Source organism: Paraburkholderia dinghuensis, from assembly GCF_003837865.1.
GTDB classification, from domain to species: Bacteria; Pseudomonadota; Gammaproteobacteria; order Burkholderiales; family Burkholderiaceae; genus Paraburkholderia; species Paraburkholderia dinghuensis.
In genome coordinates this window covers 13,886-34,067 of sequence record NZ_RQIS01000032.1, presented here as the reverse complement: position 1 = coordinate 34,067, position 20,182 = coordinate 13,886, and the positions used below count along the sequence as shown (strand labels likewise).

The following is a 20,182-nucleotide window of genomic DNA, read 5'->3' as shown; positions in this document are numbered from 1 at the left end:
ACGGCGACGCTGGCGGCAGCGAACAATGTCAACATCGGCGCGGCCACGGCAACCTATGTCGATAACTCGACGTACACGGGCACCCATAACCATGTGGTGAGCAGCAAGTCGGTTGCGAGTACGAGCGATACGGCGACGACCGTCAGCCAGGGCAGCCTGATTTCTGCGGATGCGGTGTCGATTTCAAGCGGCAAGGACATCAACGTGGCGGGCAGCGCGGTTGTCGGGACGAACGATGTGTCCTTGAGCGCCGCGCACGATGTGAACATCACGACGACGCAGGACACGATGCAGTCGTCGGGCAGCTATCAGGAGAAGCATTCGGGTTTCGGGACAAGTGGCCTGAGTGTTTCCATCGGTAGCCAGTCGATGTCGGACCAGCAGCAGGCCACGCAGGTCACGAACAATGCCAGCATGGTGGGTTCGCTCAACGGTGACCTGATCGTCTCCGCGGGCAACGACCTGCATGCCACCGGCAGTGTGCTTCATGCGGGCCAGGACGCGACACTGACGGGCAAAACCGTCACGATTGATTCCGCATTCGATACGGCGTCGCAGTCGGAACAGCAGCAATATCACTCTGCGGGCCTGACTGTCGGTATCACGAATCCGGTCGTGTCCGCGATCCAGACCGCCACCCAGATGACGAGCGCTGCACAGCATGTCGACGGCGATCCGCGCCTGCTCGCGCTCGCCGGAGCGACGACCGCACTGGCAGCGAAGAATGCTTACGATAAGGTTGGCGGCGATCCGGTCAAGGCTGCCACGACGGTCGGCATCAACATTTCGCTCGGAGCGAGCACCCAGCACAGCAGCAGTACCTCGGAGTCGAGCGCTGCCGTGGGAAGTGCGGTATCCGCTGGTCGCAATGTGACGATTGCTGCGTCAGGGGCCGGAGCTGACAGCAATATCAATGTTGTCGGCAGCACGATTTCGGCGGGCAATGACGCGCTGCTGGCCGCACAGGGCAACGTCAACCTTCAGGCCGCGCAGAATACGGTCAGTCAGCAGAGCGACAGCAAGGGTGGCAGCGTCGGCGTAGGTGTGTCATTGTCGGTCGGCTCAAAAACTGGCCTTGCGTTCACGGCAGCTGCATCGGGCAACCGTGGCAACGCGGATGGTGATTCGTCCACCTGGACCAACACGCAGGTGGCGGCCGGCAATACGCTGGCGATCCAGTCAGGCGGCGATACGAACCTGATCGGAGCCGTTGCCTCCGGCAATCAGGTCATTACCGATGTGGGCGGCAACCTGAACATCCAGAGCCTCCAGGATACGAGTACCTACAACTCGAAGAACCAGAGCGTGGGCGCGTCGGTCAGCATATGTGTGCCGCCGCTTTGCTATGGAACTTCGAGCGGGTCGGTGAGTGCGGGTCAGACGAAGATAGACAGCAACTACGCAAGCGTGAATCAACAGTCAGGTATCCGCGCAGGCGATGGTGGGTTCCAGGTCGCCGTGGCAGGGAATACGGATCTGAAAGGCGGTGTGATTTCCAGTACCGATGCAGCGGTGCAGGATGGGAGCAATCATTTCTCGACCGGATCGCTGACGATGAGCGACATCGAGAACCATGCCGATTACAACGCGACAGGGGTGAGTGCCAATATCGGGCCGGTCGTGAGTATGGACGGCGGTCTGACACCTGGGGGATCGAGCGCCGGCGTTGCGCAGCGCGACGGCAGCGCAAACAGCGTGACGAGGTCAGGGATCAGCGGCATCGCGGGCAACGAGTCGGCCCGGACCGGGGATCAGGAAAGCAGCATCAAGCCGATCTTCGATCTGGCAAAAGTCCAGTCAGAAATCGACGCGCAGGTGAAGATCACGCAGCAGTTCAGCGAGCAGGCAAGCACGGCGCTGACCAATTACGTGGATGGGAAACGCGCGGACTTGAAGGCGCAAATGGATGCTGCGACGGATCCGGACGAGAAGGCGCAGCTCCAGAGCCAGCTCAACGATCTGAATACCCAGTCGCGGATATTGAATGTGCTGATTGGCGTGGTGTCGGGTCAGGTGACAGCGGCAGCCGCGCAGGGCGTGCTGTCGGAGGCGGCAGATTTGATGCGTCAGGCGTCGATCCAAAACTCGTCGTTGTTTCCGGGAGTGGTGGATAGCAAAGGTAATGTGCTATCGAACCTGTCGGGGGAGAGCGTAGGAGTTGGTGGTGATGGAATCAAGCTCGGCGGGACGCGTAGCTCGTTGGACAGTATTTGTGGTGATGACAACAGTGGGTGTGTGCACAACGCCGATGGCAGTCTTGTATTGAACGGTCTTGGTCGGCCGCAGCTATTGCCCGGCAAGACATGGGATGACTATTACAAAAGTACAGCAGCAAAGGCGGCATCGGGACTCACGGGCGGGATTCAGGGCGCACAGGGAACGTTGTTCGGTTACACGTATTCGCCGGGAAGCGTGGTGGATCAAGTTGTAGAAGCATATGCGGGACCGCACGATCTTATTGGCGGACAGATTTCCGGGTTGTACGACGGTCAGGGTAATACCACACGGGGCATGTCCTCTACCGAAAAAAGTGCGTATGACGCCTGGTCTATCGTTGCGCTTGCGCCAGCGACACCTTTTGCAGCCGCAACAGCATTGCCGTCGCAGGTCTGGAATGCGATAGCCGCCATCCTTCAGGTGCTGAAATGAAGAAAATTTATCTATTTTTGGGTTGCGTTGTAAGCGCGGGTTTGATTACCGGGTGTTGTCCCAATGGATGCTTCGTCCCGCACGGTGACGTGTATGAGCGGTCCGTTTCCCCTCCTACGTCCCACTCCGATTCCTGGGAAAAGCCGGGTGTGAGCGTTCAGCAGGCACAGAAAGACTGGGTTGCTTGTGGAGGGAAAAAAAACGGGCTTTTCAGCCCGCCGTACAATCGGAAGTCCGATGGGGACTCCGCTGTGTTTTTTGTTAGAGAAAACAGGAAACTCCAGCGCTGCCTGATCGGAAAAGGTTATCGGTATACGGGCCAGTGCATCCATGACATGGAAAAAACTGAGCCAGCGTGTGGTGCGCCGTAACATTTGATTCCGCATTGTGAGTTATAGGAATTGGAATATTTCGCATAACTAGTTTAATGGTCCGTGCCAAGAAAGTGAAATCTGGTTTCAAAACAATACCAATGAAAGTCCGCACGCGTTTTACCCTGCTTTTGCTCGTATCCGTTATCGCATTCGACGCTGCCGCACAGACCCCGACACCCGCCGAGCAGGCGGCGGCCCGTGCGAACGCCGAGCAGCAGCAACAGGTTCAACAACAGCGCGACGCGCAGCAGCGCGCGGCCACCGTTGCCGCGCCCGTTGTGCGCTCGGCTGCACTGGTAGCGGGAGAATGGCCAGTCCTGCCTGTCGAAACGCCATGTTTCCGCATCGACACCTTCTCCGTCGAGGTCCCCGACACACTGCCCGAGGTGACCCGTGTCAAGGGAGCGTCGGCGCTCCCGATGGACCCGTTCGCGTTCCTGCACGACTGGCTACGGCACTACGAGGGGCAATGCGTCGGCAAGCAGGGCCTCGACGTGCTGACCAAAGGCCTGCAGGGCGTGATCCTGAGCCGCGGCTACATCACCACACGCGTGCTGCTGCCAACGCAGGACCTGTCCACGGGGACGATGAAATTCGCCCTCATACCAGGCGTTATCCGCCATCTCAAGTTTGCCGACGCGAATACGCGAGGCACCTGGAAGACCGCATTTCCCGCGCGCGATGGTGACGTGCTCCAGCTACGCGATCTGGAGCAGGGTCTGGAACAGATGAAGCGCGTGCCGAACCAGGATGCGAGCATGGAGATTGTGCCCGGTACGGTGCCGGGTGAAAGCGATGTGGTCATTACCGTAAAGCGCACCAAACCGTGGTCGCTCGTGGTCTCCGCAGACAACTCGGGCACGGACGCGACGGGCCGCTACATCGGTAACGTGTCGCTCGGCCTGTACAACCTGCTGGGCCTGAATGATGTGCTTTCGGCAGGCTTCAACCAGGATCTGCAGTTTGGCAATCACGACCTCGGCACGCATGGCTGGAATGCCTCGTATTCGATTCCATGGGGTTACTGGACCGGCACGCTCTACGGCTACACGAACACGTACTACCAGCAGATCGCGGCGGTCAACCAGACCCTCGTGTCGAGCGGCAACGCGCAGACGGCGGGCCTGAAACTGGAGCGGGTCATTCACCGCAGCCAGAGCGACGTATCGGGCGTCGAGTTCCAGCTCATCAAGCGGTGGGGCGCAAGCTTTATTGCCGACACCGAAATTCCGCAGCAGCACCGCGACAACACCTTCATCGAGGCGGGACTGACCAACCGGCATTACTTCGGCGCGGCGCAGTTCGACGGCACGCTCGCGTACCGGCAGGGCATCGGTGGACTCGGTGCGCAGCCCGATACGCCGGGTGGTCCGACCTACCGCTTCAGGATGGCGACGCTCGACGCAAACCTCTCCGTGCCGTTCGCGGTCGCGGGGCAATCGTTCCGCTACGTCGGTACGCTGCACGGGCAGTTCACCAACAACGAACTGAACTACATCGATGACCTGACCATCGGCAGCCGCTACACGGTGCGCGGCTTCAGCGGTGAAACGATGCTCGCGGCGGAAAAAGGCTTCTACTGGCGCAACGAACTACAGTATCCGCTTGGGCAGACCGGGCAGGCCATCTATGCGGGGCTGGACTACGGTCGCGTGTGGGGACCGTCTACGGCGCTGCTGGTGGGAACACAACTGGCGGGCGCAGTCGTGGGATTACGTGGGGGCGTACCGACACGCTTCGGTGCGTACAGCTATGACGTCTTCGCGGGCATGCCGGTCTACGCGCCGTCCGGGTTTCCGGCATCGAGCGTGACACTCGGCTTTCAGGTGACGGCGCAGTTCTGATGCGGAGAGCGCAACCCCGCACCCGGCCCCCTGGCGCAAGGAGCGACACCGGTGAAGATCGGGGACTGACGGCCTTTCTGGGCGCGCAGGTCGCGACCCTGCTGTCCGGGAGTCATGAACCGCGGCCCCGTTGCCCACGCTGCGACGGCGAACACATCACGAGTGCCGGATTCAAGACGCGCCAGAGCGGCCGGTTGCCGATGTTCGAGTGCCAGACGTGCGGGCGCTACTTCGGTCGCATTGTCGACACGCCGCTCAGCGAAAAGCACCTCAAGAACCTCGATCTGTTCATTTCGCTACTGTCGCAGCCGGTCTCGTGCGTCGAAGCGGGCGAGCGGATGGGCAGCCTGCCGGCGGACGTCGGCAGGCGCGTGACGGCCTGGCGCGAGTGGCTCCTGCGGCTCGATCCGGGTGGCAGGTGGGAGCGGTGCGTGCGGCTTGGCGGTCGACCGACCGAACTGGAACCTGCGCCGCTGGACTATGCCGAGATTGGCGCGCGCGAAGATCTCGCCCTGACCGCCCGCCTGACGCGCAAATTCGACGAACTGAATTCGACCAGTCGCCAGCCGCCGCCGTGTCCTCGCTGCGGTAGCCGCAAGACCCATTTCTCGGGTGAATCGAAGGGTGGGATTCCGGGCTTTCAGTGCGGAACCTGCAGGCGCAAATTCAGCCGCCGCAGCGGCACGCCACTTGTCAACACGAAGACGGCTGCGCTTGAGCGCATGAGGGAATTCATCCGTTACCTGGCGCTGCCACTGTCGATCATGCAGGTGTCGGAGATCGTCGGGACCAGTGCCGGGATGGCGCAGAAGTGGCGTGACATGTTTGCCGCGTTTGCTGGCCAGCTGGAACCGTGCGGCAGCCTGACGTCGAAAATCCGCCTCGGTGTCACGCCGGACGGGGCGACGCCGTGTCCGTTTTGCGGCCGGACGGGGACGGCGCAGCATACGGATGGACGCGGCTGGTCGTGTTCGGGGTGTGGGCGGTTGTTTTCGATGCGGCGCGAGGTCGTCGACCGGAACGGCCGGCTGCATATCGTGAGTGACGAGACGTAAGGTACCCTGAGCACACGATGATGTCAGGTGGCATGTGAGCATGAAGAGTTTCAGTCAATGAGAAAACAGGCCTGGTCCCGGCCCGCACGGCCAGCACGCACGAAGGAAATGCTGTTGCCGCTGCCGGTTGCCAGAGTGCGCGCGCTTTCGCTGGAAAACCACCTCGCGCTGGCGACGGTTCGCGCGGCTCGCGGGAATCTGGACCAGCTGTGCTGCCTGCTGCGGGTGGTGTATCTCGCGTTTTACCTGCGTGAGGAGACGGCCGCCGGTGCGGATATCGAACCGTACCGCCGCGCTGAGGCGGCGCTTGACGCGTGTATAGGGCGCATGGAGCGTCACGAGCCCTGCCTGATGCTGGACCTGGAACTGGCCGCGATCGAGCGGGTGCTGGTGCTGCATGACGACCAGTTGGCCGGCACGCCGAAGCATCGCTATGCGCAGGCGTGGGAGCGGCTGCAGCGCTTCATCGCCAGTCAGCAACGCTCGCCGATTCCGGCAATCCCCACCGGTCAGTGAGGGCAGCGGCACACGGCTTCGTGAATGCCAATCAGCGTCACTACTTGTGTCAAACTCTTTTGTCGCACGACGTCGAGGTGAATTGTGCTCGGCTGTGCTTGTGTCTCACCTGGGCGCGGCCACTCGCGCCGCTAATTGGCTGATTTCATCGTGCGCCTTGTGTCAAACTCTAGTGTGCGTTCACAGCCGCAGGGTGTTGGGGTTGACCTAGGTCGAACTCGCGGGCAGGGCGAACCTGGCGAAATCGACCCTTGTGCCCTGGGAAAAGGGAAGGCTGCCCGACACCCTTTCGGCTGGCACGGTGATCGCCCTGGAGGCGGCGCTGCAGGCGCCGCAAGGATGGCTGCTCAGTCATAAGGGGCAGCCGTTGCCGGATCCCGCGTTCGATTAAGGAAATGCGGTGGGCTGCGAAAGCGGGCAGGCCATCGTGCGGGCGCGTATTCCCCGCGCCCGATGTCAGGAACGCGGCCCGCATGCACGGAGGTCGCGCGAGGAACTCGGCCTCCCGGCTGCTGACGTGGCGTGAGCATGTGCTGTGCCCCGTCCGACATTCATGCAGTGGGAACGCGCGATCCCGCTTGCGCCGGGGCAACTCCTGGGATCACCAAAAGGAAAGTCTCCTCCGTTGACTACACAGATATTCCATTACAAAGCGCGGCCGCCGCAGGCGACGGGACTACGCTCGTCGTCAATCGTTCATCGCTGTGGTCGGATTTCGGCCTCAGCCCAGTCAACATGATGCGATGGATGCGTTATTGACGGCCATCGCTAGCACCCCAGTGAACTGGATTCTGGACGCAGATATTTGGAACTTCTTTGATGGATTAAGCCAGGAGCGGCTGGTCCGATTTCTGGAGCACCGGATCGGCGAACGGTGCATCATTCGCCTTGCGCGTAAATGGGGCAAGGCGGGCGTTCTCGATGACGTGGAACTGAGCGTCAGTGAAGCGGGTACTCCGCTGCGGGCAGTGGCCTCAAATGCCGGCGTTCTCCTGCACTAGAGCCCTTGGGACGTCGGCTGAAACCCAAAGGCAATCCAAGACGTAAAACGTGCGGATTGCCTGACCGAAGGCTAAGATATGACTATGGCGAACCGTTCATATTCAATCAAGACAATCAAGGTCTTGTTCGGTAGCAGTGGAAATCAATGTGCACACCCTAATTGCACCAATCCCGTCATCGTCCCCGGGACAGAGCAATCTGACGATGCTGTGTTGGCGCAAATCTGCCACATTTATGCCGCTTCAGACAATGGTCCCAGAGGGCGGCCAGATCTCACTGACGAGGAACGGAACAGCGCAGAGAATCTGATCCTTATGTGCGGTTTTCATCATCCGCTGGTGGACACCCAAAGTGAGGACTACCCCGCAGAACTTTTAATGCAGTGGAAGCGGGACCATGAAGCCAAATTCCAGAGAGACACGGCAGAGGCCATACGCCGTCAAGAGCAAGTCCAGCAATTTGCCTTTACGGTAGCGTTGACGGATCAGCAGATTGAAGCGGAGGTCCGGCGCATTCGGCAAGCTCGCCATCTCGTGGGATATTCGAGCATCGATGCTGCGCGCGCTTTGGCTGCTAGTGTGGCGAGCAGCGAACTTGCAGGTGGCTCCAGAGCCTTGAAGGCACAAGCGCTAGCATGGTGTGCAAGGATGCTGGCACAGGGCGAGAATCTAGCCCGAGCAAAAGAGTTGCTGTCGAAATCGCTTGATCTCGGTGGATGTCCGGATGCGGAAATTGCCAAAGCATTCGTCTTGGCGGTTGAGGAGGGTGCGACTGCACCTGCTCTGTCACTGCTCGCGCCGATTGGAACGCAGGCGTCCCGATCCGCCATGTTGAGAATTGTCAGCAACGAGAGAGGACCAGAAGGGGCACTGGATTGGGTGCAAAAGGCTGGCTTGGACTTCGCTTCGTTCGACAGCGACGGCAAGCTGAACTTCATTGTGAGCGAAGAGGTCACCGGGCGTTGGAGCGATGCATACGCGCACACGCTTCTGCTCACCCCAACGGACTTTGAAGAAACGCCGGTTCTATTTTATGCCGCAGCTCAAGCCCATCTCGCCCACATCGTTCCTGAGCAAATGCGGGCGCAATCGCTGTTTCAGGTGCCGTTCGACGCGGCCCACGTCCCCATTGCGGACGATCAGCAAGCGCTACTCGATAGAAAGCGTGCCATCGAGCTTTACGAGAAGCAGGTGACTATTGCTGAAACGTTCGGAGCCGTTGAAGCTGCGCGGCAGTGTGCGGAAATGGCGCTGTGGCTCCGCCTTCGGGACCCAGCGCTTCATGACGACGCTCTGGAAGTTCTGCGTGAAAGCATGCATGACGATGCGTTGATGCTCAGGCGCTTTCCGCTAGCGGTACAGTTCGGCCTTAAGATCGACCTCAACGCCATTGAACGTCGCATCAATGAGCGGGTTGCTTTGACCGGCAAAGGTACAGTTGATGAAGCCCTAGCCCGTCTAGCGCTCGCGATGACGAAGGAAGCTTCGGCGGCAGTCGAATACATCGCCACACATCGCGAACAGCTATTCGAATTCTTGCAGCGCTCACCAATCCTCGCCATGGAAATTGAGTTGCTGTGTCGGTCAGGGCAGGTCGAGACGGCGAGGACCACGCTAGCCCAAATGACGCCAGCGGAACTAGGCGAGCGCGAACATGAGCGCTTGCAGCGTGTGATAGCAGAGGCGGAAGGGGCCGATCCGGCTGCGGAGCGCCGGAAACTATACGAAAAGACCGGCGAACTGCGTGATCTAGCGAGCCTCGTGGCCTTTCTCGAACAGGAGGGGGCGTGGCAGGACCTCTGTCCGTTGGCTGTAGAACTGTTCAAGCAGACTCGTTCAGCCGAAGATGCATTGCGTACGACGCGCGCGTTCATCGGCGCAGGCGCGCACGGCCATGTTCTACAGTTTCTGAAAGCAATTCCGGATATTGTTGCACGTGAAAGCGAACTGCAGTCGCTCCTTGCGTGGACGCTCTATCGCGATGGTCAATTCAGCGAGGCCTCGGCGATTCTGACCACCTTGCAGGGTAAGCGAGATCACGTCAACGACCGCGCACTGTTCGTCAACTTGGCTATCGCTTCGGGGCAATGGGACACGCTGGTCGCGTACACGACGCGTGAATGGGAGCACAGAGACCAGCGTACTGCGGAGGAATTGCTTGGCGCGGGGCAATTGGCGCAGGCGGTCAACGCGCCACACGCCAGAGACCTGATCGAGGCGGCTACGGAGGCCGCTCCCGATAACCCGCATATCCTCGCTCCGGCATATTTTCACGCTTCGAACGCCGGATGGGAGGGCGATCCGGTAGTTAGCAGTTGGCTGCTGCGCGCGGCCGAGAAGTCGGGTGATCGGGGGCCTCTGAAATCGATCACCATGAGGGAAATCGTCGATGAGCTCAAGCCCGACTGGGAGCGTCGTCAGGAGCAAATCTATACGGCACTGAAAGCCGGCGAGATCACCGTCTCCGGTGCTGCGTACGCGCTGAACCAGCCTATGACCGAAAGTTGCCTGCTGCGTCCCGCAGCTAATCGGTTGGAGTCCGATGCGCGGCGGCGCAGTTTGGTGTACACGTTCAGTGGAGCTCGACCGTCAAGAGTTCAACTAGAAGCGACCTCTAGGCGTATAGCGCTCGATCTTACGGCGATTTTTACCTTTGCGCAGCTAGGTCTTCTGTCAAAACTATTCGTTCACTTCGAGCGCGTACTTCTTCCAGATCAGGTACTCGTTTGGTTGTTTCAGGAGCGCCAGCGTCTCGCTTTTCATCAGCCGAGCCGAGTTAAGGACGCGCAGTTCCTGAAGCGCCTGCTTGCGGACGGCACCTTTAAAGTTGTCGCTTCGCCACATCAGGCGAACCCGAGCCTCGTTCAGGTCGTGGGTTTTGACCTCGCTTCTATGTTGGAGGCTGCGGTGCAAGCTTCAGGCGATGCCTTCGTCGTCCGATCATCGCCGGTTTATCGCCTTGGCAGCGTTATGGAAGAGGAGGCCGATCTCACGCCGTATCAGGCACGCTTGTGCAGCTGTCAGGCAGTGGTCGATGCATTACGCCTAAAAGGGATGATTACGGCCGCCGAGGAGCAACGTGCCCTCTCTTACCTCAAGCTGCATGAGAAGCGTTGGCCCAATGAACCTCGCATCCGCGAAGGTGCGACGCTCTATCTGGATGACCTCTCTACGACCTATCTGCGTACGGCGGGCGTGCTCGGGAAGCTGAAGGGAGCGGGCTTCACGGCCTACGTTACGAAGTCGCTTGATCAACAAGACAACCAGTTGCTCGCGTACGAGAGCTTCGCGGGGGAGCAACTTACCACTATCGAACACATCCGAGCGATCCTGTCCGCCGCTCTTGGTGACGGGCGGGCCGAGGCTATTGCGTCGGCCGATCGCGATAGCGAAGGCGCACAGCCACAAGCCCACCTAATCTTTCTAAGCACAGACAGGTCGGTTGATGCCTTCGTCGTCGATGATCGTTTCGTCAATCGCTATCTCAACATAACGCACGGTGGACGGCAGACGCCGCTCCTGACGAGCCTGGACGTGATCGAACACCTAGTCGCTGGGGGTGCCCTGAGCGTCGATGAGGGACGAGAACACCGGACCACTTTGAGACGATGCGGGTACACATTCGTGCCCGTGCTGGAGGATGAGCTGACGCATTACCTCTTGCAGGCGCCGGTCGAAAGCGGCGTATTAGTCGAGACTGCCGAACTTCGGGCGATAAGAGAAGCTGCCCGTCGGCTGAGACAGGCAAAAATGCTCCAGATTCCGCACGAGCTCACGTGGCTCAATCAGTACACGCTCGCTCTTTTCCATACTGTGCGTGCCGTATGGGATACGGAGCACGATCCAGAGGTCGCGCGAATTCGTTGCGAATGGCTACTCGGCGAACTGGACGTTCGTGGGTGGGCGTCGGTTGTCGAGCAGCATGCTGCGAGAAAGTTTTCCGTGATGACCTACGCAGGGATACTTCATGCGCTGTGCTACTGTCCGGAAATCAGTCGGAAGCAAAGGAATGGTCAGTATCATCGATGGGTGGATGAGCGCATTCTTGAGGAGATCAAGGAAACGGAGCCAGAGATCTTCGATCAGCTCGTCGCACTTGCTTCAGGGCTGTTGAGCGAAGCAGTGAAAGGCGATTGGGAGGAAGGCGCGTGACTCAAAAGGACGCATACATTCGGGCGGCTCGCGCCGTTGTACTCGCCAATGGCTATCCGCCCCTGCTCAGGGACGAACTGCTTTCCAGAGCTGATGGTCTAAATCAAAATGCAATCGAAACGGACGCTATCGTCACTTTTGGCTCGGATAGGCTGTCGTTTCGGCGCTCTCAGCTCTATCCGGCCGTTGCATTGGCCTTTGATCGCGTCTCCACCCCTATCATTAAGTCAGTTGCTTGTGACGAGTGGACAGTAGCATTCGCAAGCGAAGCCGAGCCGCCCAATGTGGTACTAGTACGCGACCGCCAACGAATCCTTGTGGCTCAGTTCGCGCTGTTGGCGCCCGAGGCCGAAGGGCGTCTCCATGCCTTCCAACTGATTACCGACCAGCGTCGTCTCCCAAGTGACATATTAGATCGCTGGCGCGCTTTGCTTTCAAAAAGGGTCCCGACGGACCACGAAATCATGGCGCTCCGTGATGATTTACAAAGGACGCCAGTTGGAGCGGCGGAAGCGATCTGCGAGTGCTTGGAGAGCGGAAGTCTATCTCTCGACATTCTCGTACCGATTAGCGAGACATACTACCGTCAACTGGTCGGGGGTAACGGTGGCGCTCTTTCAATGGAAACGCATGTTGCCGAAGTGACGGCCCCGTTCTTGGCAAAACTGCTCGTTGAAGGGACTCGGCAATCGTTGAGTCCGGCTTGGGCCCTCTGTTCCCACCAGTCGATCAGCCATCTGATTGAACGGGAATGGAAAGGAGGCGACCACGTTCTGGCTGACGAGTTTTCGTGGTTGACCGAGAACGGAGACCCGATCAGCTGCACTGGCGCCATCGAGGTTGGCCTGCTCCGGGTACGAAAAAGCCCGACGCTATCGCAGTCGCTCGCGGCACTGATCAACGTGTTTCTCGATGGCGAGCCCGATGAGAGGAGAGATCCATTTGATCGCCTGTCGGCGCTATTCAATTGCATCTATGGGCAAATGGCTAGGCGGCGTGTCCTCACCGCGTGGCCGCCCTTTGCTCGGCGTATGGCGGCCCTTGCCCACGCAAGTTTGGTCTACCGCCACATTCGAAAGATCGTTGGGGAGAGTACTGAACTTGACCGCTGGTTGCGTGACGTCAACGAGGGCTATTTTGTCATGCAGACCTTGCTCGACATGCGGGTCGAGCCGCGTTGGTTTCCAGAGCTTAATTCGGCTGAGCAATTGAAGAATGAGCTGTTGGGCCGTATCTGGATGGCCGCGAACGCTGCGCCGGACGCGGTCACTGCCTTGGGGCTTGCAGAACGACTTACTGGAGAGGCGCCCGAATCGATTAGCCAGTTGATTGATCGCACAGCGGCACGTCTACCGGGCCCGCTTGAAGGCGGTGTTCGCTCGCCGATCCCGCTTCCGCCTGATGTATTGAACTATATTGAGGCGTGTCTGAAAGGAGCAATCGATACCACGGCATTTGGCAGTTTGATCAATGTGTCGATGTTGGCGTGTGTACCTGACCATTTGGTTGACCTAGCCTGTGAAGCAATTGAACGCTATCACTACCAAATCCCAGTGAACGAACAGGTGCCCGTGTCAGTCTGCCTGCTGGGTTTGGCGGGAGTTGCCGCTGTCAATCGCAACACAAAGCTGTGCGAGACGATTCATGTGTTGATGCGCGTAGGGCGACACTTCGACCTGGGCCAGCTCACCGTTGATGAGATGTTTCGAGTTGGGGCATTGGCCTGCGCTGCCCATGCCGATTTGAACGATTGGACGGGGCGTGTTGGTGATTTCATGACGGAGCTTTCGCTACAAAATTTGACCTTGGAAGACGCAACGATTCTGCACTCGCATCTGTCGACCATGTGTCATCTCGTGCCGGAGCTGTGGCACACTTGTGGGCAGGCCCAGGCTGCGCTCGGCTTGGTCATTGGCAGATAGTCTGAAAAAACCCTCGACCAGTGACGAGGAAATCCGAACGGCTTCTCTCGGATCAAGCTCATATGCCAGTTTGACAATTCGTAGGATAGCAGCCGAGATCGCTCTCCGATAAACCGCCGAGTCAGCAGCCCACTATGCGTCTAACGACGCGTGTATTACCGTCTCAGTCGTCTGCTAAATATTCGGAAAGCGAGCTTACCCCTCGACGTGTGTAGTGCAGCTGAAAATCATTCACTCCGGACATCGACGATTCCGCCGACGAAGAAATCAAACAGTCATACGAGCGCCAAAAATTGGCGAGTATTATCTCGGACCTGCAAAGTCAGCGTGATGCGTTGACGGCGGAGGGCAAGCGACTGGAAGAAAGCATCGAGCAGCTTGAACAAAAGCAGGCTCAGCGTATGGTTGAAGTTGCGAATGCCATAAGCGGTGCGATGACCCGGCTCTTGAAGCTCGACCTTCCGCTACAGCCGGAATTCATGAACGCCCGCGAGGCGAATTGCGACTTCGTTGCAAACGCCGTCTATGTGAATGGCTCCCGGAACTTCTCCGAGAGCTCGGCCGTATTCCTCCGCCATGTTTTTCACTTGGCGCTATTGACGGCAAGTGTGCAAAAGCCGTTCATGCGCGTACCACGATTCCTGATGCTCGACGGCATCGATGATGGCGGGATGGAGAAGGAACGTAGCCACCGCCTTCAGGAAATCATCGTTGAAGAATGCTCGACTTACGAAGTCGACTACCAGGTTATTTTCGCCACGTCGGAAATCAATCCCAAGATCGAAAAATCTGAGCTTGTTGTGGGGCGTTTCTTTACGCCCGACGCCCGTTCGCTTGACGTGCGGGAGGCGTAACGACAGAGGCCCATGTGCGCGCGCTCGGCGGTTGGCTCTCCAATCGAGCCTGACGCCAATATTGAGTGATGCGTGGCCTGTTAGTCTGGAGCGTTCGTTGAACTCGCTGCCGAGCTTTGAGCTGCGGTAGCCGTTCCGAATGTTAGTGCCATGGAAGCTGGCTGCAGAATGTTTCAAGGTTATTCAGTTCTGTTTCGCATGCGGATGCATTGTCTCCAAACCAGTGGCACCGCGCATACGGAGATGCATCGCCATCTCGTTTCAAAGAATCTAGTATGACTTCCTTGATTTCAAGGAAGCTGTCCGATTTGTAGCCAAAACGCCCTGGCGCATACCAGCGTCTTTCAGTTGCGGAAGACGTACGTCCGGACGCTAACGCGAGCAGGATTTCCACATGATCGAAGTGACGTGAGAATTCGTCTTTCGACGTAAATTCATAGCCAATCTCCCGCCAGAGTACGTCATGCAGCCAGTCGTTGAGGGGCGCATACCGTTGGCCCATGCCCTCTAATAATCGGCCCCAGTCTTGGCCATTCCCGAGCATGCCAAACGGCGGGATTCGTTGGCCAACAGGGACGTCACGTCCAAAACGTTTGATTGACCCCTTAAGCAACGACGACATAGCTGCGAAGTTGCTGCTTATCGAAGCCCCAAGCATTGCCGCATAAGTGATCAAGGTGGCCGGATAGCGCATATAGTCGAGCCATAAGGTCTGACCTCCTTGCGGAGGCGCAGCATAAATTCGCTCTCTTGCTCGTGCGAGACATTTTGCTGTGGACTCATCTCCCCAATGGCCGCAGATTTCGGCAACGGCGACTAGTGTTGAGCTCAGCGCGTCGTATGTTCGCACGCGCTTGGTGACGCTGGCCGAATCGACCTGAATATTGACCTGAGCGAGTTCCCCCGTTCCGATTTGATCTGCCAAATCACGGGCCAACCCGTGGATCAAATCGGAAAGTTGGATGCGGCCTTCCGGAGAACGCAAGTAGCGCTTCGTCGATGCGACGGCGATGTCACGGGATAACGGATGGGGTTTGTTGAATTCTTCGATGGAGGTGACCTTGCTTTCGAGGTCCACGAAGAGTTCGTCGGCTCCGGTCGTCGAAATTATGTTACCGCCTCGCCAGGCAACCAGATCCTGCGCCGCTTGGCCAAGGGCTCCACGCGTAGCCCAGAACGTCGAATACCGGCGTGATGGCGCCCGCTCCATGGCGGCTCGGAGTGCGACATCCCAATCGGCAGACCACCCGCACACCACCATTCCAAATTCATCGAAAACGCGGTCCAAGAAGGCGTTCATCTTCTCGTCGTACGTCTCAAGTTCCGTCGGCGTATTCCGAATGCGCGTGTCGAGATAGTCCCCATGGACTTTGACAACACAGCAATGCATATGCGCGAGCGGTTGTGCTCCTTCTACGTGGTCTGCGCTACTGATCACGACGGGCGATATGCCTTCATCCTCGAGTGCTCGCTCCATCAGCCGGTCGAAATTCGTTGTGAGGATGACGCGAACGTACCCGGCAGCCACCAGCTTTGCGATAGCCCGGTGAGCCTTCGTGGGCATCTTCAGGCCCTGATCGCGCTCGTTCTCTGTTGGCTCGAAATACGGGCGCAATAGCGCTTGGCGCTCGCTCGGCGTCTTCGCAACCATGTCTAGGAGCTTTCCGTAGTCCGGTTGCTCGCCGAATTTTTCCGCATACCAGGCAGCCGGGTCCGGTTCGCAATCTTCGCCAGACAGCGTTGCAACCTTGCGTACTAGCTCCAAGACGATTTCCCAGCCTGTGGGGATGCCGGAGGAACGCGAAATTCCAGATCCCAGGAGCAAGCCGAACGTACCTTTGTTCGATTGGATGGCAAACGCTAGCGAAACGGTTGGTTCGAGCAACTTGGTCTCCTGGAGCTGGGTGTGCGATGTCAGAGGGCCCAGAGAGGCTTCTCAGCCCTCGCATTTTATTGTTTATCTGGTCGTTTAAGCAGACGTTGCTATACGCGTGGAATTTCCCTTCAATCCAGCGCGAGAGTAGGCTCAGCGGCTAGCTGCAACTTCAGCATATCGGTTCGCTGACCGTTGGCGGCTCACTCCATCAGGCCGAACCACCGAGGCTTGGCCATTCTTCCACGGAGCGTTCTCAGTCACGTTGAGTTGTCGGTTGGACCACGTTATCGTCTCCTATGTCGATGATGGCCAATTTCGCTGGGCGGAGTCTTACGTCCATGTTGAAAAGCCCACCCGGATCTAAGCCATCCATTCTAGGCATGCCTGATTTCAACTGATCGCGTAGCGCATATAAAGCGCCCGGAAGTGATGGATGGTGGTGAAGCGTTCCCAAGGGACTCGTTCCACTTTTCAAGAGCCGGGGGCACTTGACGAGGCATCGCCAAGGTAAGGTTGACGGCTGCTTATGGATGAAGGAAAAGTTACGCCCACCCCTCTTTTTTAGTGCCTTTTCGACAACAGTAACCGGCGCAATTGTGCAACCAAGTTGTTCGATATCTGTAGGGTCTGAGCAATTCGATGGTGGAGGAATTTCTGCGTAGTTATAGAAGCAATAGAGTGGCGTTGCCTTGTTTGCAGCGGCGTACTTTTTGAGTATGTCAATCTGGGGCGTTTTTCCGACCTTATGCCCGAGTGCCTCGTACTGCCCACCCACAACTCGAAATCACACCCCGTCTCTGATTCGTGGAGTCTAGCGTCCTCGAAAACGGCATTCCTCGGGTTAGATGCCGCAACGGTCATCAGGTGATAGGAGGTTAATGCATCTTCTCCAATGCGGACCTTGACGGTCTCAGAGTCTCGGATCAGTCGCCACGTGGTTCGGGCCAAGAGTTCGAATAATTCGTGTGTACGCATTGGCGCCTCTTTTTAGGCTAATGTAGGAACTTCACCGCGCGGGTTCGGCGGAGCGAAGAATTAGGTCGCGATGCCCGGCAAGCGGAGATTCTTGCCCATTGCAAGGTCGGTGTCGAGTGACAGATGTGCGCCATTCTGAGATACCCTTGTCTCCAGGGGTGGACTGGCCAGTCCAGACTGCTTCACGGAGAATCTCGTTCTCGATGGTCTTCTTGCCGAGCATGCGTTGCAGCTCACGAATCTGTTTGAGCGCGTCGGCCAGCTCCGATGCCGGAACCACTTCTTCGCCCGCTTTGACCGCTGACAGGCTCCCGTCCAGGTACAGCTTGCGCCAATGGAACAGCTGGTTCGGGTTCACGCCGTGCTGGCGCGCCACCAACGAAACCGATTTCCCCGGCTCGAAGCTCTCGCGCACCATCGCGAGCTTCTGCTCCGCCGTCCAGCGTCGCCGACGCTCCGGGCCCGTCAACACATCCATCACTTCCTGCCTGGTGTTTCAGGGGGCTACTCCAATTCCGATATTCCTTTGGCCTTATATTTTCGAAGATTCACACTAGCGTTGGCGCTACATAATCTTATGTTAAGACCCCATTATTTGGCGGGACGCCATCAGCGCCATAGATGGATTGCGACCCGGATCGCATCGCTGAATATGTGGACAGCCAGCTTTCTCGTGCTCGAGTTCACGATGGCTCTGTTCAGGCACCGATATATCGTGTACGTTTCGGTTAGCCACCTCTGTGGCATCAAATATCTGACCGTACCTCTTGCTCTTTGCAATGGGGTCGAATCAATTTTCGCTCTTGCGTGAACGCGCTTCCCGGACGTAGCGTCGGCCGCAGGGGCGCTTCCTGCAATTCGCCGTGCATCCCGTTTGTTGGGATGCGAGACGCCACTGAATTCTTATCAGCGTCAGCACTGCGTGTTGTCAGTTTTGTCGAGACGGACCGCATGCAGCAGCATGCGGCTGTGGATAAGTTGTGTCTCCGCCCCCCTCGACCCCCCAAGGGATGTAAAAAGATGTTCTGCGAAATCTAAAGTCAAAACCGCGCAAAGCGCTTGAGGCGCCTGTGCGGCAAGCGGAAAGCCGCAGAGATTTGACAGCTTTTTGCTTTACACGTTGCTGCGCTAAGATTTGATCAAGTTGTTGATTTAACACAAATTTGTTGCTTGTGAGCTACACTCGGTGTTCCGGGAGCCGTTCTGACGATTACCGCAGAACAGTCGGAAACAAAAGGCCCGCAACCGAATGGTTGCGGGCCTTTTTCTTTTTCCCGACCGTTGCAGCCCTTTCGACAAGTCGCCTGCTTCCCGACCGCGCAGAGCGGCTCACCATGCCGAACCGGTCGTCAATGATTCCCGCTGGCACCTTCCGTCGAATAGGCGACGCGAACGGCACCCCAGTGCCTTCCTCGCACCAGAATCGGCGCCGACGCATCTTTCATCACGATGCGCGTGCCGTTGCCCATCTCGCGGCTATACGTTTGTACGAGAAATGCGCTTCGGCTATTCACCGCGGACATCGCCGTCCGGTCTTTGAAGAAGCGGCGGTTCCGGCAATTGGCTTCGTTCCAGACGGGATCGTCGGATTGAGGTAACGAGTACTGCGCGTGGTTCGTCGGTAGGTAGCCGTTGCGGTCGAACGCACAGCAGATTCGTATCCGCTTGTCGATCTGAAGCGCCTGATCCTGAATATGGGGCAAAACCCGGTCGCACAGATTGGTGAAGGGGCTCAAAAACTGAGCCGGCGATGAACCCTGAATGGGCGTGTAGTCATTCGAAAACAGGTCTGTTTCGCTGATCTGTCCGGCGCCGAGAGCACGCTCAAAAGCGCTCGACACTTCGGCGGCGACGCGTTCAGCCACGCCAATGAACAGCGCATCGGACGTACTGCCGCCAGCGGCGGCGACTTCGCCGAGCAGCCGGTCGGAAACAAGCAAGACATCGGCGAGACGTTCCCGTGCAGTCGCAACGAGATCATGCGAGGACGCGGCGTTTTCGTAAATCGACGAAACGAGCTGAACGACAGATTGACAGTCCGATTCAACGACATCCGACGTGGAGACCGTCGAACTGGCTTGCGCATAGAGTTCTGCGATCGCCTTATCGGTCGCGGCTATCGTGGAGCCGATTCGCGTCGTCGTTTCATCGACCACGCCTGCACGTCGCACATTCTCCTTGCTTAGCTCCAGAAGCGCCGAGGTTTCGGAGGCGAGATGGCCGATGGTGCTTTCAATCTCGACAGCGGCGGCATTCGATTGGGCCGCGAGTTGCTTCACCGCCGATGCCACCACGGCGAAGCTTCTTCCGGCGTTGCCCGCTTTGGCCGCTTCAATGGCCGCGTTTAGTGAAAGCAGGTTCGTCTGCTTCGACAGCAGCGTGATGGTCTCCGCCGCTTTGGCGACACGCCCCAGCACGTCGTGCAGCACATTGATGCGAGAGCCAATGTCGGCCGTTCCACGGACCAGTTGCTGCACCTCATCGAGCGATGAACCGATATCTTTCGTCGAGTCGCTGATTCGCTCCGCGGCGTCGCGCCCTGTCTGCTCTGCGCGAGCAGCGGCTCTGCCCATCTCGCGGTTGTGTTCAGTGAGCTTTTCGGACAACCCGTGCAGTTGTTCGCACGCTCGCGATACGTCTCCCGTCGACGATCTCACGCGCTCGACTTCGCCGTCGATATGGCAAATGCTAACCCCAAGCTTGTCGACGCTGGATGCCATCGACTCCAGCAGCACACTGCGCGACGCCTTTTGCGTTCGTCGCGAGTGGAATCTCGTCAGTATTGCCATCTAATAGTTATCCAGTTCTTGTATGAGACCGGTCGAGAGGAGCCGCCAGCGAGGCATCAGGCGTGCCTGCACGGCAACATACGCCGGCATGCCTTGCAGCGCCTCACACGCTGACATCCTGCTGTCGGTCCACGGCCAGGTAACCGACAGCGCATATTCCATTCAAAATCATAGT

10 protein-coding genes and 1 pseudogene are annotated in these 20,182 nt (G+C 58.3%); 8 read left to right on the top strand and 3 right to left on the bottom strand.

Going from position 1 to position 20,182, the window contains the following annotated elements:
• The 8 genes from D1Y85_RS26005 to D1Y85_RS27795 all read left to right on the top strand — a co-directional run.
• Positions 1–2,649 (top strand): hemagglutinin repeat-containing protein (locus D1Y85_RS26005; RefSeq protein WP_185219134.1); only part of this gene is annotated, 2,649 nt, incomplete at its 5' end.
• Positions 2,650–3,121: 472 nt separating this feature from the next.
• Positions 3,122–4,867 (top strand): ShlB/FhaC/HecB family hemolysin secretion/activation protein, encoded by a 1,746-nt coding sequence (locus tag D1Y85_RS26000; RefSeq protein WP_124153945.1) that lies wholly within the window; start codon positions 3,122–3,124, stop codon positions 4,865–4,867.
• 200 nt (positions 4,868–5,067) lie between these two features.
• Positions 5,068–5,922 (top strand): DUF746 domain-containing protein, encoded by an 855-nt coding sequence (locus D1Y85_RS25995; protein ID WP_246025057.1) that lies wholly within the window; start codon positions 5,068–5,070, stop codon positions 5,920–5,922.
• A gap of 108 nt (positions 5,923–6,030) precedes the next feature.
• Positions 6,031–6,438, top strand: coding sequence for a hypothetical protein (locus tag D1Y85_RS25990; RefSeq protein WP_124153943.1), 408 nt, complete (start codon positions 6,031–6,033; stop codon positions 6,436–6,438).
• A 755-nt stretch (positions 6,439–7,193) separates the two neighbouring features.
• Positions 7,194–7,439, top strand: coding sequence for a hypothetical protein (locus tag D1Y85_RS25985; RefSeq protein ID WP_185219132.1), 246 nt, complete (start codon positions 7,194–7,196; stop codon positions 7,437–7,439).
• A 78-nt stretch (positions 7,440–7,517) separates the two neighbouring features.
• Entirely contained in the window at positions 7,518–11,591 is a 4,074-nt protein-coding gene (locus D1Y85_RS25980; protein WP_148089155.1) for an HTH domain-containing protein, read from the top strand.
• Positions 11,588–13,513 (top strand): hypothetical protein, encoded by a 1,926-nt coding sequence (locus tag D1Y85_RS25975; protein WP_124153941.1) that lies wholly within the window; start codon positions 11,588–11,590, stop codon positions 13,511–13,513. Before D1Y85_RS25980 ends, D1Y85_RS25975 begins: the two co-directional genes overlap by 4 nt.
• Before the next feature lie 293 nt (positions 13,514–13,806).
• Positions 13,807–14,367 carry a hypothetical protein gene (locus tag D1Y85_RS27795; protein ID WP_246025056.1) on the top strand — a complete coding sequence of 187 codons (561 nt, stop codon included), beginning with the start codon at positions 13,807–13,809 and terminating at the stop codon, positions 14,365–14,367.
• Between the two features lie 142 nt (positions 14,368–14,509).
• Here the strand turns inward: D1Y85_RS27795 and D1Y85_RS25965 are convergent, their stop codons facing one another.
• The 3 genes and pseudogenes from D1Y85_RS25965 to D1Y85_RS25955 form a co-directional block, all read right to left on the bottom strand.
• On the bottom strand, positions 14,510–16,252 hold the full coding sequence (locus tag D1Y85_RS25965) for an SIR2 family protein (RefSeq protein ID WP_124153940.1): 1,743 nt from the start codon (positions 16,250–16,252) through the stop codon (positions 14,510–14,512).
• Between the two features lie 1,102 nt (positions 16,253–17,354).
• Positions 17,355–17,696 (bottom strand): annotated as a pseudogene (locus D1Y85_RS25960) (transposase); the annotation flags it as partial.
• 871 nt (positions 17,697–18,567) lie between these two features.
• Positions 18,568–19,824, bottom strand: a complete 1,257-nt coding sequence (locus tag D1Y85_RS25955) for a methyl-accepting chemotaxis protein (protein ID WP_185219131.1) — start codon at positions 19,822–19,824, stop codon at positions 18,568–18,570.
• Positions 19,825–20,182 lie beyond the last annotated feature (358 nt).